This is a genomic window from Micromonospora sp. NPDC048835 (assembly GCF_040649995.1).
Taxonomy (GTDB): Bacteria; Actinomycetota; Actinomycetes; order Mycobacteriales; family Micromonosporaceae; genus Micromonospora.
Genome location: NZ_JBEZGM010000001.1, coordinates 457,333 through 472,505, shown reverse-complemented (window position 1 = coordinate 472,505; position 15,173 = coordinate 457,333). Strand labels below are relative to the sequence as shown.

Below are 15,173 nucleotides of genomic sequence, written 5' to 3'. Positions count from 1 at the left end.
AATCGAATCGTTCCACCGGACGGTACTGTATCGGATATCGAAGCATCAAGAGGGGCGGCACAGGCGATGACGGCACCCAGACCGGGCCAGCCGGTACGCGGATCGAGCACCGGACAACCCCTCATGGCCGCCCTCGACCTGTTCGGGCGTCGCTGGAACCTACGCATCGTCTGGGAGTTGCGACACGGGCCGGTCGGCTTCCGCGCGCTACAGCAGCGCTGCGACAACATGTCGTCAAGCGTCCTCCGGCAGCGGCTGACCGAACTTGTCGACGCCCACCTCGTCGCCCAGCAGCCAGACACGGCCTACGCGCTCACCGACCTCGGCCTCGGCGCCTACCAGGCCCTGCGGCCGCTCGTTCGCTGGTCCGACGCCTGGGCCGCGGTCCAGAGCGCGGACGACAGGGCCTGCTGATGGCCGGGCCGGCGCTGACGGTGGTGAACGCCTGCACCCGCCACGGAACGGGCGGCAGCCCCACCACGGTCGTGATCGACGATGCCGTGCTCACCGACGACGACCGGCACGCCATCGCCCGGAGGGCCGGCACCTCCCATACCGCCTTCGTCGACACCGGCACCGCCGATGTCTCCAGGGTGCGGTTCTTCACCAGCGCCGGAGAACTCACGAACTGCGGGCATGGCACCATCGCCGCGCAGGCCGTCCTGCTACAGCGCAGCGGCGGCACCGAGCACCACGGCCGCCAGCTCACCGCGGGCCGTGTCTTCGCCACGAGCGCCATTCGGCGCCACGACGGCATCGAGGTCTGGTTCGACCAGGGCGTCATCGCCCTGCCGGACGGCGCCGACGCGACCGGCGGTGGCATCATCGCCGCCCTCGGCCTGCAACGTACGGACATCGCCGCCGACCTACGGGTCGCGTCGAGCGGCGCGCCACGACTCCTCGTCCCCGTCCGGGATCGCCTGAAGCTGCTGTCCATACAGCCCGACCACGTTCGGCTGGCCGCCGAGTGTCGGCGACTCGGTTATCTCGGCTGCTTCGCCTACGCGCTGTCGCCGACCGGAAGGACTGGCGTCGCCCGGATGTTCGCCCCGGCGATCGGCGTCGACGAGGACATCGCGAACGCCAACAGCGTCGGCTGCCTCGCCGCACACCTGCTCGACACGACCGGCAGCGGCGCGATCGACATCCATCAGGGCGACCGGCTGCAGAGCCCATCATCCGTGTCCGCAAGCGCGACACACACCGCGGAGGGCATCGTCGCCAGAATCGGCGGAGTGGTGGGAGCGTTGACTCGTTGCTAGGAAAACGCAATCCTTTGGAAGCGCTCCCATCGTCGAGCTTCTATCCGAAAGGAATGCTCGTGCGACCCACCACCGCTCTACTCCCGGTCGTGCTCGCCACGGCCCTCGGCGGCCTGGCCCTGCCGCAGCCCGCCCTGGCCGCGGCCGGCCCGGCGCTGGCCGTGGACACCACCGCCGCCCGACACCAGATCAGCCCGTACGTCTACGGCATGAACTTCGCCGACGAGGCCCTCGCCCGCGACCTGCGGCTGCCCGTGCACCGCTACGGCGGCAACGCCACCACCCGCTACAACTTCCGTGCCGACACCACCAACCGTGCGGCGGACTGGTACTTCGAGAACATCCCCAACGACAACCCGAGCCCGCAAGACCTCCCACAGGGCTCGGAAACCGACCGTTTCGTGCAGCGGAACAAGGCCACCGGCGCGGCCACCGTCATGACGGTGCCGATGCTCGGCTGGATCGCCAAGGATCGGTCGCGGGCGTGTGGCTTCAGCGTCGCCAAGTACGGCCCGCAGGAGTCCACCGACCAGTGGGCGCCGGACTGCGGCAACGGCAAGAAGCCGGACGGGTCGCTGGTCACCGGCAACGATCCGACGGACACCAGCATCGCCGTCGGTCCGGAGTACGTCACCGACTTCGTCGACCACCTCAAGGGGCAGTTCACCTGGACCGGATGCGGGAGTACGAGCAGCAGCACGGCACCCGCATCCTGGACTACTTCGACGTCCACCTCTACCCGCAGCAGTCCGGCGTGCTCGGCGACGCGGCCGGCGACGCCGCCACCCAGGCGCTGCGACTGCGCTCGACCCGCCAGCTCTGGGACCCGACCTACGTGGACGAGAGCTGGATCAACAGCCCGGTCCGGTTCATCCCGCGCCTGCGTGAACTGGTCGACCAGCACTACCCGGGCACGAAGGTCGCGATGACCGAATACAACTGGGGTGGATTCGGGTCGCTCAACGGCGCGCTCGCCCAGGCCGACGTCCTCGGCATCTTCGGCCGCGAAGGGCTCGACCTGGCCACCCTCTGGACCGCGCCCACTGCCGACCAGCCGGTGGCGAACGCCTTCCGCGTCTACCGCAACTACGACGGCAGGGGCGGCGCGTTCGGCGAGACCTCCGTCCGGGCGACGAGCGCCGATCAGGGCAAGCTGGCCGTGTACGCCGCCGAGCGCAGCGCCGACAAGGCGCTCACCGTGGTGGTCGTCAACAAGACCGGCGACGACCTGACCAGCCAGGTCGCCCTCACCGGCGCCTCCGCCCGCACCGCCCAGGTCTACCGCTACAGCGGGGCGAACCTCACCGGTGTCGTCCGGGAGGCCGACCAGCCGGTCAGCGCCAGCGGCCTCACGGCCACCTTCCCGGCCAACTCGATCACCCATCTGGTGCTGCCGCGCGACACCAGTCCCGGCGACACCCAGGCGCCGACCGCGCCGGGCAAGCCGACCGCCGGCACCATCACCGCCGACAGCGTCGCGCTGGCCTGGACCCCGTCCACCGACGACACCGCCGTCACCGGCTACGACGTGCACCGGGTCGACACCACCGGCCCGGTGAAGGTGGGCAGCACCACCGGCACCACGTACACCGTGGCCGGGTTGACGCCGGACACCCCGTACACCTTCGTGGTGACCGCCCGCGACGCGGCGGGCAACGTCTCGGCGGCCTCTCCCGGCCTGGCCGTGCGAACCGCGCCCACCACCCCGACCGGCCATTGTGCGGTCGCCTACACGGCGAACAGTTGGCCGGGCGGCTTCACCGCGACGGTGACGATCAAGAACGCCGGTACCTCCGTGATCGACGGATGGAAACTCGGCTTCGACTTCCCCACCGCCGGCCAGAAGGTCGACCAGGGCTGGTCGGCCACCTGGAGACAGAGCGGCACGAGCGTCACCGCTGACAGCATGAGCTGGAACGGCAGACTCGCCGCCGGCGCGTCCACGAGCATCGGCTTCAACGGCACGTGGAGTGGCACCAACCCGGCGCCGACCGCCTTCACCCTCAACGGTCAACGCTGCGGGTGACCTGAACGACCCTCCGCCGCCGCACCCCGGCGGAGCAGCCGGAGGGGGCCGGGCCGCATGGGCACCGGCCCCCTCGCTCGTGGGTGACCACCAGGTGCACGACGACCTGCGCGGGTGAGGGTCATTGGTGGTCCCACGACTCCCGGTCATCCGGTGAGCTGTGGTCCCGGGGGCGGCCTCCTGCGACTCGGCGCGCGGCGGGCCCCGCCGGGACCCCGAGGGCTCAGCGCAGGGCGAGGTGGGCGTCGGTGAGGAAGCGGTCCTTCTCGTCGCCGTGGGCGATCGCGGCGTTGTAGACGGCGTCGATCGCCGCGGCCAGCGGGTCGTCGTTCGTCAGGGCGAGCAGGGCGGGGAACGCGGCGGCCTGCTGGAGCATCTCGGTGGCGGCGATCGTGCTGAAGACCCGTGGGTCCGGGCCGAGCGTCACGGTGGTCCGGGGCACCTCGGGGTCGGCCAGGAGCCGTTGGAACGCGGCGGCGCCGCCCTGCTCGGTGAAGGACCGGGGCAGCGGACGGTCGGCCTCGGCGTCGGCGAGCGCGTCGGCGACCCACCCGATCTGCTCGAGCCCCGCCACCCGCATCGCGCGGCGGGCCGCCCAGCAGGCTGCCTGCCGCTGACGGGTGGCGGGCAGCGCGTCGATGCGGTCGAGCAGCCGCCGGTCGAGGCGGGCCAGGGACTTCGCCTGCCCGCGGAGTGCGCGGACACGATCCGACGGTGGAGGGCCGCCCCACCGCTTGGCACCGCGTTCGGCCTGCAGGCGGCGGTGCTTCTCGGCCAAGGCGGTCGCCTCGGCCGCCTGACTGTGCAACGTCGTCGCCCACGGATGCGAGCCGGCACCGTCGAGCAGGTGGTCCCAGATCAGGCCGAGGGCGAAGGCGTGCCGGCCCAGCACGCCCTCGTGCCGCAGGACGAAACCATCGGGGCCGGACGTCAGCCGTACGGCACTCGGCTCGTCGTCCGGCAGCGTCGTCAGCGGGTGCGGGAAGATCGGTTCGTCGGCGCTGGACCACGACCACCGCCGGGTCTCGTCGTCGACCCGCTCGAGCCGGACCTCGAGGTCGCCGGCGGGCAGCACACCCACCGGGACGTCGACAGGTGCGGGCCAGTGACGGACCACCGCCACCCGGGGCAGGCCGGCGTCGTCCTCGTACGGGTCAGGTGGCAGGGTCGACGGACGACCAGACGGGCGCGGTACCAGTGACAACATCCCCCACTCGGCGGCCTTCGCCGGCTTCTGCTCGAAGGCGCGGCCAGCCGGGTCGGCCAGCACCGTGCGCCACGGCGTCTCCTCGGTGACCGCCCAGATGTGCAGCTCGTGCTGCTCGGGCGGGTCGTCGTCGGTGCGTACGGACTCGTGCAGGCGGTTGCGCGCGTGCACCCGCACCCGGATCAGCCCGCGCGGCACAGCGATGTCGGTGAGGCCCTCCGCGGCGCCGCCCATCAGGCCGACGACCGACAGCCTGCCGCTGGGGCTCCACAGGGGTGCCTCACTGATCGCGTCCCAACCGCTGTCCACCTCCAGCGGTGGCCCGGGCAGGACACGGACGCGTGCTTCGACCGAGCCGGTGTGTGTGCCGCAGAAGCCGGTGAACTGAAATGGCCCGCCGACGTGGATGAGGTCGTCACCCAGAACGTAGATCCCCATGCCGGACGCGCCCGGCACGGCCGACACGTCGTACTGGCAGTAGCTGACGGACAGCTCCGTCCACAGGCCCCCGGGTGCCGGACTCCGGTGATCTGCGTCAGTCACATCGGCCACTCCCGGATCCTATGGCCGACCGCACCACGCCCGGGGCCCGTGCGTGCTACGCCTCCGGCTCCCAGGCACGGAGCAGGTCGAGCAGCCCTGCGTCCCCGTCAACGTGTAGGGACCCGGCCGGGATGCGGTCGTAGAGGTAGAGGACCAGCTCACTGGCTGTGCCACGGACGGCGACGCCGGCTGCGTCCAGGCCCCCGCCGGTGGCGGAAATACGGGCGGCGCGTGCGCCGGCACCGTCGACGGTGAGGCGCCAGGAGCGGCCCTCGGCGCTGTGGAAGTCGAAGGCGGTGGGCTGGTGCGGCCACGCACTCGACGTGGCGCAGACGGTGAACAGGAACTCCTCCACACCGTCGAGCGCCACCTCGACCGGCAGCGGCTGCGGGGCGCCCGCGGTGAGCTGGACGTCGTACGTGTGCACCGCGCTCTCCTGGGCCCGGTGGCGGGCGACAGCGCCGGAGGTCTGCGGTGACTGCGACGCCGGCCACCACGTCCAGCAACCGCGCCCCGGTCCCGCCTCGCTCAGGGCGCCGAGCAGTAGCTGCGTCGACGCGGCGAGCCAGGCCAGCAGGGCCTCCCGCTCCTGCGGCACCTCCAGCGCGGCGCGCGCGGCGGCGGCGTCGGCCGGCGGAGCGTCGGCCGGCCCCGCACCGACGATGGCGGCCCAGAAGCGGTCTCCCCCACCCAGGTGCTTCACCAGGTCGGAGAGCGTCCACTCGGGGCAGGTCGGCACCTGCGCGTCGAGGCTGGGCGCGGCGGCGACCGCGGCACGGAAGGCGGTCGACCGTTCGTCGATCAGTCGCAGCAGGTCCGGGAACTCAAGATTCGCTTCCACGCGGGTTGTCTACCACCGCGCTCCGGTGGTCGGACAGCGGTTTTCGCAGTCGCGCTCACCGATTGGAAATCCTGCGCCACGTCGTCGGTCCTGGTGGACCCCTCGTACCGATGGAAGGATCGCTGACCATGACCGACGCTGGACTGCTGGGCACCGATGAGGCCACGTTCATCGCGGCGGCCCGCTCAGGCGACGCGGCACGGTTCGCACGATTCACGGAGCGTCACCGCCGCGAGTTGCAGCTGCACTGTTACCGGATGCTCGCGAACTACGAGGACGCGCAGGACATGACGCAGGAGACGTTCCTGCGGGCATGGCGCAGGCGAGAGTCGTTCAAGGGGAACGCGACCCTGCGGACCTGGCTCTACCGGATCGCGACGAACGCTTGCCTCGACTTCCTCAGGAAGCGCAACGACCGCACACTCGTGACCGCCGAGCTGCCGGGCGCGGATCCGGGCTCGGGCTCGGAACTGCGACACCTGCAGCCCTACCCGGACCGGATGCTCCCGGAGGACCCGCAGGAGTCGGTGGTGGCGCGGGAGACGATCGAGCTGGCCTTCATCGTCGCCGTCCAGCACCTGCCGCCACGGCAGCGGGCGGTGTTCATCCTGCGCGACGTCCTCGGCTGGCCGGCGTCGACGGTCGCCGACGCCCTCGAGCTGACCGTCGCGTCGGTGACAAGTGCACTGCAGCGGGCGCGCGTGACGATGCGCGAGCGGCTGCCCGAGCGCCGCCTCGACTGGCGCATCCCGGCGACGCACGAGCTGTCGGACGACGAGCGAGCGGTGGTGAAGTCGTACACCGACGCTCATGAGCGCAACGACCTCGACGGGCTGAAGGCCCTGCTCCGCGACGACCTGCGTTTCGTGATGCTCCCCGGGCAGATCACCCCGATCGTCACGGCCAGCGACGCGGTGCAGGGTTGGGTCTCCCACGGGCTCTTCAAGCGCGGCTTCGACGACTGGCGCTGCACCACCACGACAGTCAACCGGATGCCCGCGGCCGTGCTGTACCTCCGCACCCCCGACGACCCGACGTACCGGTTGTTCACCATGGCGGTCCTGCGCATCGTCGACGGGAAGATCGCCGAGCTGACCGGATTCGACGCCACCGACAAACCATGGCTGGACCTGCCCCCGACACTGTGATCGCCCACGCCACCACCGTCGTCGAGCCCGGCGCACGGGCCGGCGTCATCGCCTCGTCTCGTACCGGGTCAGCAACTGGCCGCCGGGGAAGGCCCGCGTCTCCACCAGGTTGAGGTTCACCCAGGTGTCCAGTGTCGTGAAGAACGGCGTGCCGCCGCCCACCAGGACCGGGTGGGTGACCAGGGCGTACTCGTCGATCAACCCGGCCCGCATGACCGCCGCGGCAAGCGTCGCGCCGACGATGTCCATCGGCCCGCCGTCGTCCTCGGCCCTGAGCCGGGTGATCTCGGTGACCGCGTCTCCGGTGACCAGGCGCGTGTTCCAGTCGACAGTGCGCGTCGTCGAGGAGAACACCACCTTCGGCATGTCCCGCCAGCGGCGGGCGAACTCGACCTCTGCCGGTGTGGCGCCGGGCTGCTGGTCGGCGGTCGGCCAGTGGGAACTCATCGTCTCCCACAGCTTACGCCCGTACAGCGCCAGGCCGGTCGCCCCCACCCGGTCGGACCACCACTGGAACAACTCGTCGTTCGCCGATCCGTCCGGCCCGTCACCCCCGCTCCAGCCGAGGTCGTCGCCGGGCGCGGCGATGTAGCCGTCCAGGGTCACATTCATGCCGAAGGTCAGTTTCCGCATCCTGCCAGCCTCCCGTACGTCGATGACACAGGTACAGACGGGCGCGGCGCGGAAACCTCATCGGTGCGCGATCTACACCAGCGGGTACTCCTCGCGTTCCCGGAGCCCGTCCCATCGCGAGCGGGCTCCCGAAACGGCTATTCGGGGCGGCCGTCGGTGAGCCACTGGGCCAGGCCACGCAGCCCGACCGCCCACCGCCCGAGGTCGGTGACCTCCGCGTGCCCGGTGACGACGGTGAGCAACTCGGCCACCGCCTCGTCCGACCGGTGGGCGTCGTTGAGGGTCAGCGCCCGGAAGACGCGTACGGAGTCGGAGTCGGGGAACTCGCTGCGGGCCCGGTCGAGCACCGCGAGTGATTCGCTCAACTCGCCCAGCCACCGCAGAGTACTGGCGTACTGGCACAGGCACCGACGTCTGACGTCGCCGTCGAGGCCGAGAGCGAGCGCCCGCTCGTAGTAGCCGCGCGCCATCTCCTCCTGGCCCGCGGTGTCGTAGGCGCCACCCACCTCGTACACCAGGACGGGGTGGTCAGGGTGTTCGGCGAGCAGCGCCTGGAAGTAGGCGATCGTCGGCGCCATGTTCGCCCGGTCGCGCTGGTCGTAGCCGCGCTGGATCGCCTCGGCCAGTTCGGGCGTCACGTCGGTGGCCACCGCTCTGTCCCCCACAGGTACGAGTTCGAAGATCCACTCACGCTATCGCAGCCTCGTCGGCACCGTGTCGCACCCCGGGAGGCACCCGTATGGTCATTCGGCGGGCCGTTCGCTGGTCACGCCGCGGTGGTGCACAGTCGGCCCACCGTCTGCGTGATCGCCGCCTCCAACTGGTCGACCGGACCGGGGAACGTGAGCTGGTGGAAGATGAGACCTTCCAGGTAGTCGAGGATTGCCGCGCATTCGCCCTCCGGGTCGGTGGAGCCGATCACGCGCAGCCACTCCGTGCCCCACATCCGGATCGAGTCGGCCGCCTCGGCAAGTCGCGCTTGCAGTTTCGGGCGCACCGCGGCCTCGACGAACAGACCGTATCGGGCGATGGTCAGGGCGCGATCCGGGCCGAGCGCACGGTGCACGTATGCGGCGAGCGCAGCCGCCAGTTCGACCGCGGTCGTGGGGCGGACGAAACCCGCGATCGCCTGCCAGGTGGCACGATCGCGGTCGGCGAATCGGTCGACCACGGCGCTGATCAGCATGTCGCGGGTCTTGAAGTAGTTCGCCGTGGAGCCGGTTGGCACCGCGGCGGCCGCGTCGACCGCACGATGGGTCAACGCCCGTACGCCTTGGCTTCCGAGGACGCCGATGGCGGCATCGAGCAGGTCTTCTTCGCGGGATGGCACGCCGACACCTTATTCGATACACAACATCCGTAGTTTAAGAACAACAGATGTTGTAGCGTGGCGACAATGGAGAGACGTGCGGTGATCATTGGCGGAGGCATTGGTGGGCTGACCGCGGCCATCGCGCTGCGGCGCGCAGGCTGGCGGATCACCGTCCGGGAGCGGGACAGGAGCCTGCCGATCACGGGCACGGCGCTCGGCATGTGGCCCGGGGCGCTGCGCGCGCTTGACGCGATCGGGGTCGGCGACATGGTCCGCCGGGCGGGGCGACGACAGCAGGCCGGGGTCTTTCTTCGTCCGGACGGCTCCCGCATCGCTTCGATCGACGTCGAACGGCTACACCGGCGCACCGGCGACCATGTCTACCTGTTGTCCCGGCCGGGACTGCTCGCCATCCTGCACGAGACGGCGACGGAGGCCGGGGTCGAGCTACGGACCGGCGATCCGGTGCACGACGCTACCGAGGTGGGCGACGTGGATCTGGTCGTGGTGGCCGACGGCGTGTTCAGCCAAGCCCGCGAAAAGGTGTTCGGCCCGGCCTACCGAGCACGGTTCTCCGGCAGCACGGCGTGGCGCGGCGTGGTGGAAGACATGCCCACCGACTGTTTCGTGGAGGTGTGGGGGCGGGGCCTCAAGTTCGGCGTGACACCGCAGGAGGGCGGTCGCACCAACTGGTACGCGTCCGCGGCGGCACCGGAGGGCCAGTTCCATCCGGGCAAGGAACTTGCCGAACTACGGAAGATGTTCGGCCGTTGGGCGCCGCCGGTCCATGCCGTCCTGGACGCGATCAACGAGTCCGCCGTGCTGCGACACGACGTGTACGTGACGCCGCCGCTACCGTCCTTCACCCACGGCACGGTGGCTTTCCTCGGCGACGCCGCCCACGCCATGACACCCGACCTGGGGCGCGGCGCGTGCGAGGCGATCATCGATGCGGTCGCGCTGGCCGCCCACCTGCGTGAGACGCTCACGGTCGAGCAGGCCCTGCACGATTACGATCGTCGGCGTCGGCCAGCCACGCAGAGGCTGGCCCGCATGGCTGGCCTGGCCGCACGGATGACTCACCTGCGGTACGCGATACCGGTTCGCGACCAACTCCTGCGCGCGAGCATGCTGGCCGGCCCACCCGGTTGATCGTCACCTGGACGCCGGGGATCCGCGTTCAGGGCGTAGTCGCGGCGCCGAGGCTCCAGCAGGATGCTGAAGCCTCGACGCCCGTCGCTCTGCTCGACAACGGTACGACCTGCGGGTGCTCGGTCGATCAGGCCTGCAGGTGTACGCGGCGGCGCCGTACGGCGAGCACCAGCACGGTGCCGACCGCGACGGCGACCGCAGCCGCGCCGACGAGCAGCATGGTGTTGTCACCGGTGATCGGCAGGCCCGGACCGGCGCTCGACGACGGCGACGGCGCGGGCGTTGACGGCGATGACGCCGACGCCGACGGGGACGGCGACGGCGAGCCCACGGCGACCTTCTTCGCCGGCACGAAGACGCGCGGCTCGTCGCTGTCGTCGGCGCTGATCTGCGTCCGAGTGTGGTCGTCCTCGCCGTTCTCGCCGGCCAGGATCTTCCAGCCCGCCGGGACAGTGAACGTCAGCACGACGTCGCCGGCGGGGAGGTGAGCGAGACGGAACAGGCCCTTGGCGTCCGTGACGGCGTCGGCGTACGTCGTCTTGCCGTCGGTACTGCTGACGACGACCTTGACACCCGGGATGCCGGGCGTCTGGGGCGTCCACTCGGCGTCGAAGGACTCACCCTGGTAGACGTAGCCGCCGAGATCACCGAAGGCGCCCGCCACCGGCAGCCGCGCGATGGTGTCGTTGTCGGCGTCGTTGGCCTCGCCGTTGTCGGCGGCGAGTGCGAAAGCGACGTATCCGCGGCCGGTCTGCCACGCCACATGGTTGGTCTTGCCGGTGAGCTGAACGGTCCTGGTGGCTCCGGCGGCGAGGTCGAAGCCGGTCGACAGCACACCGTAGGTGACACCGTCGACGCCCTCGCTGTCGCCGCCGGTGTAGTGCACGCGCTTGGCGTCGACGGAACTCTTGTTCTGCACCGTGACCGTGATGGTGAAGGTCTCGCCCTCGGCGTAGTTGGCCTTGTCGGCGGCGGAGGTCACCGCGATGTCCGGCTTCGGGTCGGCGGCCAGAGCGGCCGTTGCCGGAAGGACGGCCACGAGCACGCCCGTGAGGGCGGCAGCGGCAAATGTGCGCATGAAGGTCTCCGTAATGGGGGTCGGGAATCAGCGCGATGCTAGCGGCCGATCCAGTCGCCCCGCTGTCCCAAGATCGAGAATGTGACCGGAAAGGTATCCGATCATGGTCAGTTGGATAATCGGGCGAGCAATTATCGACAAATGCGGATGCCGCCGCAGCGGCGATCGGGTGCACCGTGGCTGACGCCTTCGGATCCGCCACCGAACGCTCCGTGGGCGGCGAGGTGTCGCACCACATCCGTGTGGGCCTCGACAAGACCTATGCGACAGCCGACCCGTCACCGCCCTTCTGCTTCAACCAGGTGATGAATGAAAGGCCAGATCAATCGCTCAGGTCGAGGCCCATTTTGGACCGCGTCGCGCCAATCAGGTCGCTCATGTACGGCGAGGTATTGCTGCACGATCCGGTCCCGCTGCTCGGCATAGCAACCACACCTTTGTGGACGTCTGGCCACCAGATAGTCGGCGATCATGGCGGCGTCGACATACCTATTCGCGGTGTGGTCGCGACCTCGCCGGCTAAGTAGCCGTTGACGTAGTCGCCGTCGCAGGCATGGCGCAGCAGCCATGGCCGGGAACTGGCAGCGCCCTTCCGGCACAGCGCCTCGGCCTGCTCGACGAGCGCGATACCGGGCGAACCTCGTTGTCAGCTGTCGTCAGGGCCGAGGCGCCGCGTCAGCACCAGATATCCGCGCCCCGAGCCGACGAAGCCGAGCTTGCCGTAGAGCGCGAGAGCCCGCGGGTTGCTGTCGCTCACCTGAAGGCGCACCTGTGCGAAGCCGGCGGACCGGGCTCGGCGGAGGGAACGCGTGATCATGGCGGTAGCGAGGCCACGGCGGCGCCAGGGAACCCGACTGCCCAGACAGTGCAGCACGACGTTCGGATTCTCGTCGTCGTCGTCGGCGAGCGCGAACAGGAAGCCGGCCACCGGGTTCTCGCCCTCGTCCACCTCGGCGAGCACCAGGCAGGAGAGGTCGGGCAGGAAGCGGGGGTGCGCGATGGCGTGCGCCGGCCAGGTGCGCTGGTCCGGCTGGATGGCGGATGGGCTGTCGGCGTACGCCTCGTTGTGCGCCAGCCGCGCCAACTCCTGGTAGCGCTCGTCGACCGGCTCCACCACCAGGCCAGGCGGCAGCACCTCGGCGGGCAACGGTTCCGACAGTGCCAGGACCAGGTCGCGCTCGTGTCGGGTCAACTCGAAGCCGTGCCGGATCAGCAGATCGCGTACGACGTGATCGTTCTCGGCGCACCGGGTGCCGAGGACAGCCGTCTGGGCAGTTCCGCGGGCCTGCCGCACCTGCTCGGCCTGCCCGAGGAGCCAGTCGTACGACTCGGCACGGACGTCGCTCGGAGCGTCGGGATGGACGACGTTGGCCAGCCGGATCCGGAGGACACCGTCGACCTCACCCATCTCCGCGACCTCCCCGTACGCGACGACGGCCCCGTCGCCGTCGCGTCCGACCCGGGTTTGTGGCCCGAGCTGCGGCCCGAGGGCTGCCAGTCGCGCCATGACCTCGTCGGCGCGCTGCTCCAGGCCGACGGGCGTGACCGCCTCGACTTGCTGGAACAGGGTGGCCAGCGACACCGCATCGGCAGGCGTGGCGGGTGCCCATGGCATGATTTTCATCGATGGCATCTTATGGGGCTGGTGCCTCGTGCGGAGGCCGGTCGGGGTGTCTTCTGCGGTGGCTTCAGGAGAGCGGTTTGCATGAAGTTCCTTCTCACGTCGTCGGGTGTCAGTAACCCGAGCATCTCCGACGCGCTCGTCGACCTGCTGGGCAAGCCGATCGCCGAGTCCACGGCCCTGTTAGTCCCCACCGGCGTCCACCCCTTCCCGGGCGGAGCGGAAAGGGCGTGGAAGGCGGTTCACGGGCACGCCACCATCCCGCTGTGCCAGTTGGGCTGGAAGTCCCTGGGGTTGCTGGAGCTCACCGCGCTGCCGACCGTTCGGGAAGAGAACTGGGTCCCGGCGGTCCGGGAGGCCGACGCCCTCCTCGTCTGGGGTGGCGACGTGCTGTACCTGACTCACTGGCTGCGCCAGTCCGGCCTGGCCGCCCTCCTGCCGTCGCTGACCGACACGGTCTATGTGGGCGTCAGCGCCGGGAGCATCGCGGTCACCCCCTACAACTGCGACGCCGAATTCGACCTCGGATTCGTGCCCGATGGCAGCGACATGGCGCAGGACGCCGACCGGGCGCTGGGGCTTGTGGACTTCACGCTGTACCCCCACCTCAACCATCCGGAGATGGAGGACACCGCGCTGTCCCACATCCAGAAGTGGGCGTCCGGAATCCCGGTGCCGACCTACGCCATCGACGACGACACCGCCATCAAGGTGGTCGATGGCGGTGTCGACGTCATCTCCGAAGGCGAGTGGAGACTGATCAACCCCTGACCGAGCCGCCGTTGCGCCGAGCCCGACTCAAGGATGGGGGCTCGGGTTCCGAGGGCGGCTGTTCACCGTCGTCGCCGGTATCGGGCCGGCCCTGAGCTTCGTTCACGCCCGGTCATGAGCGTCCGCGCGCGGACCGCCGCGCGATGCAGTCCGGGGCGAGGCCAGCGTGCCTCTCGCACCGGTTCAGGCCCACGGCGCAAGGGGTTACCGGAACGGCCCTCCAGGAGATGTCGGACCGGGACGTGACAGTTCACCGTGATCGTGCTGGTGCGGTCACGGAAGACGAGGGCGGCCGGAAACAGAGTGTCGAGAAGTTGGCCGTGCGCACTGACGCGACACGTGCCGTCGCCAGTGCTGGCGAGGCCGGATGGGCAGTGGACGCAGCGGAACGCGAGCAGCGGAACGCGCGTGCGCAGGGTCCGGAACGAGGCGATACGAGGACGCGTAGACATGATCCCTCTGAAGACCTGACGGAAGGCATGGAAACAGAGCCGACGGCGGACGTCGGCGACCAATGCGCGGGAAAGTTGTCAGGGCTACAGAGCGGGCGGTGTCACGCGGGGTGCGGTCCTCTCGTGAGTGGGTCGCGGAACAACAAGGTAGGGCGGGACGGGCTGGCGCGGCTACCCAATTCGTCGTCGCGCCGTGCACGGAGGGGTCGGGGAAGCGGGCGTCGGCAGCCCTCGCGACTCTGGCAGGAAGACGCCCCCGATAGCCCGGTCGAGCCGCGTCGCGGTCTGAGCCATCAGCCGTTCGGTTAAGCGAGGGTGATGATCGGTTATTTCCATGGGCGATGGATGCCCTCCGACGCTTAGGAAGGAGGTATGGCCAACGAGCGAACCGTTCCCCTGCTGCCGTGCCCCTCCATCGACGACATCGAGAGCTTCTACGAAGTGCTCGGTTTTCACACCACCTACAAGCAACGCAAGCCCTACGCGTGTGTGGGGGTGCAGCGGGAGGACCTGCATCTGCAGTTCTTCGAGATCGCCGGATTCGATCCGGAGCAGTCCTACGGCTCCTGTCTCGTACTCACCGCCGACATCGAGGGACTGCACCGGGCCTTCGTCGCCGGTATGCGCGCCGCGTACGGCAAGGTGCTGGTGTCCGGAACGCCGCGGATGACCCGACCCCGGGCGCGGAAGAACGCCGACGGGTTGGGCGGATTCAGCGTCATCGACCCGGGCGGCAACTGGATCCGCGTCTTTCGGGACGCCGCGACCGCACCCGTGCCAGCCGAGGCGCCTGCCGGGCGGCTGGCCAGGGCCCTGGCGAATGCGGTCGTGCAGGCCGATTCCAGGGGAAGCGCCGGACAGGCCGTTCGCATCCTCGACAGCGCGTTGGCCCGCCCACATGCCGATGACGACCCGGTCGAGCAGGTGGAGGTGCTTGTCTACCGCGCCGAACTCGCGATGGTGCTCGACGATCCGCAGACTGCGGCCGAGATGCTGGCCCGCGCCCGGTCCGTCACGCTCACCGAGGACGAATCCGAACGGGCGGCACCCGCGTTCGACAACGCCGCCGACCTCGCAGCGGCACTGCGGTGACTCACCAGACGAACGCACCCTTCAGCTCGGCTCGT

At 70.1% G+C, this 15,173-nt stretch carries 15 protein-coding genes and 1 pseudogene; 9 read left to right on the top strand and 7 right to left on the bottom strand.

All coding sequences use genetic code 11. From position 1 onward, the window contains the following. The first annotated feature begins 66 nt into the window (after window positions 1-66). The 4 genes and pseudogenes from AB0C15_RS01985 (at window position 67) to AB0C15_RS01970 (ending at window position 3,288) form a co-directional block, all read left to right on the top strand. Window positions 67-414: a helix-turn-helix domain-containing protein gene (locus tag AB0C15_RS01985; protein ID WP_357347694.1), complete on the top strand. Its 348-nt coding sequence runs from the start codon at window positions 67-69 to the stop codon at window positions 412-414. Further along, the gene (locus AB0C15_RS01980; protein ID WP_357347692.1) at window positions 414-1,262 is read left to right on the top strand and encodes a PhzF family phenazine biosynthesis isomerase; all 849 of its coding nucleotides are present in this window, start codon (window positions 414-416) and stop codon (window positions 1,260-1,262) included. Before AB0C15_RS01985 ends, AB0C15_RS01980 begins: the two co-directional genes overlap by 1 nt. Window positions 1,263-1,315: 53 nt before the next feature. Further along, window positions 1,316-1,867, top strand: a pseudogene (locus AB0C15_RS01975) (glycoside hydrolase family 44 protein); the annotation flags it as partial. A 71-nt stretch (window positions 1,868-1,938) separates the two neighbouring features. Further along, entirely contained in the window at window positions 1,939-3,288 is a 1,350-nt protein-coding gene (locus tag AB0C15_RS01970) for a cellulose binding domain-containing protein (RefSeq protein ID WP_357347690.1), read from the top strand. 223 nt (window positions 3,289-3,511) lie between these two features. Here the strand turns inward: AB0C15_RS01970 and AB0C15_RS01965 are convergent, their stop codons facing one another. Both AB0C15_RS01965 and AB0C15_RS01960 read right to left on the bottom strand, forming a co-directional pair. Further along, window positions 3,512-5,038, bottom strand: coding sequence for a hypothetical protein (locus AB0C15_RS01965; RefSeq protein WP_357347688.1), 1,527 nt, complete (start codon window positions 5,036-5,038; stop codon window positions 3,512-3,514). A 55-nt stretch (window positions 5,039-5,093) separates the two neighbouring features. After that, the gene (locus tag AB0C15_RS01960) at window positions 5,094-5,879 is read right to left on the bottom strand and encodes a maleylpyruvate isomerase family mycothiol-dependent enzyme (RefSeq protein WP_357347686.1); all 786 of its coding nucleotides are present in this window, start codon (window positions 5,877-5,879) and stop codon (window positions 5,094-5,096) included. A 128-nt stretch (window positions 5,880-6,007) separates the two neighbouring features. On the opposite strand from AB0C15_RS01960, the gene AB0C15_RS01955 reads away from it, so the two are divergent. Further along, window positions 6,008-7,027: an RNA polymerase subunit sigma-70 gene (locus AB0C15_RS01955; protein ID WP_357347684.1), complete on the top strand. Its 1,020-nt coding sequence runs from the start codon at window positions 6,008-6,010 to the stop codon at window positions 7,025-7,027. Between the two features lie 45 nt (window positions 7,028-7,072). Here AB0C15_RS01955 and AB0C15_RS01950 read toward each other — a convergent pair whose 3' ends face one another. The 3 genes from AB0C15_RS01950 to AB0C15_RS01940 form a co-directional block, all read right to left on the bottom strand. Further along, a complete protein-coding gene (locus AB0C15_RS01950) occupies window positions 7,073-7,660 on the bottom strand; it encodes a dihydrofolate reductase family protein (protein WP_357347682.1) in 588 nt (195 codons plus the stop codon). A gap of 137 nt (window positions 7,661-7,797) precedes the next feature. Next, the gene (locus tag AB0C15_RS01945) at window positions 7,798-8,310 is read right to left on the bottom strand and encodes a tetratricopeptide repeat protein (protein ID WP_357347680.1); all 513 of its coding nucleotides are present in this window, start codon (window positions 8,308-8,310) and stop codon (window positions 7,798-7,800) included. 116 nt (window positions 8,311-8,426) lie between these two features. Then, window positions 8,427-8,990 carry a TetR/AcrR family transcriptional regulator gene (locus tag AB0C15_RS01940; protein ID WP_357347678.1) on the bottom strand — a complete coding sequence of 188 codons (564 nt, stop codon included), beginning with the start codon at window positions 8,988-8,990 and terminating at the stop codon, window positions 8,427-8,429. A 66-nt stretch (window positions 8,991-9,056) separates the two neighbouring features. Between AB0C15_RS01940 and AB0C15_RS01935 the strand changes: the two genes are divergently transcribed. After that, the gene (locus AB0C15_RS01935; RefSeq protein WP_357347676.1) at window positions 9,057-10,124 is read left to right on the top strand and encodes an FAD-dependent monooxygenase; all 1,068 of its coding nucleotides are present in this window, start codon (window positions 9,057-9,059) and stop codon (window positions 10,122-10,124) included. 127 nt (window positions 10,125-10,251) lie between these two features. Here AB0C15_RS01935 and AB0C15_RS01930 read toward each other — a convergent pair whose 3' ends face one another. Then, the gene (locus AB0C15_RS01930; protein WP_357347674.1) at window positions 10,252-11,202 is read right to left on the bottom strand and encodes an SdrD B-like domain-containing protein; all 951 of its coding nucleotides are present in this window, start codon (window positions 11,200-11,202) and stop codon (window positions 10,252-10,254) included. A gap of 176 nt (window positions 11,203-11,378) precedes the next feature. On the opposite strand from AB0C15_RS01930, the gene AB0C15_RS01925 reads away from it, so the two are divergent. Continuing rightward, the gene (locus AB0C15_RS01925; protein ID WP_357347672.1) at window positions 11,379-11,729 is read left to right on the top strand and encodes a hypothetical protein; all 351 of its coding nucleotides are present in this window, start codon (window positions 11,379-11,381) and stop codon (window positions 11,727-11,729) included. A 119-nt stretch (window positions 11,730-11,848) separates the two neighbouring features. On the opposite strand, the gene AB0C15_RS01920 is transcribed toward AB0C15_RS01925, so the two are convergent. Continuing rightward, window positions 11,849-12,826, bottom strand: a complete 978-nt coding sequence (locus AB0C15_RS01920; RefSeq protein WP_357347670.1) for a GNAT family N-acetyltransferase — start codon at window positions 12,824-12,826, stop codon at window positions 11,849-11,851. A gap of 81 nt (window positions 12,827-12,907) precedes the next feature. On the opposite strand from AB0C15_RS01920, the gene AB0C15_RS01915 reads away from it, so the two are divergent. Next, a complete protein-coding gene (locus tag AB0C15_RS01915) occupies window positions 12,908-13,594 on the top strand; it encodes a Type 1 glutamine amidotransferase-like domain-containing protein (RefSeq protein WP_357347668.1) in 687 nt (228 codons plus the stop codon). Between the two features lie 824 nt (window positions 13,595-14,418). Continuing rightward, window positions 14,419-15,138 carry a VOC family protein gene (locus tag AB0C15_RS01910; protein ID WP_357347666.1) on the top strand — a complete coding sequence of 240 codons (720 nt, stop codon included), beginning with the start codon at window positions 14,419-14,421 and terminating at the stop codon, window positions 15,136-15,138. The last annotated feature ends 35 nt before the right edge of the window (window positions 15,139-15,173 follow it).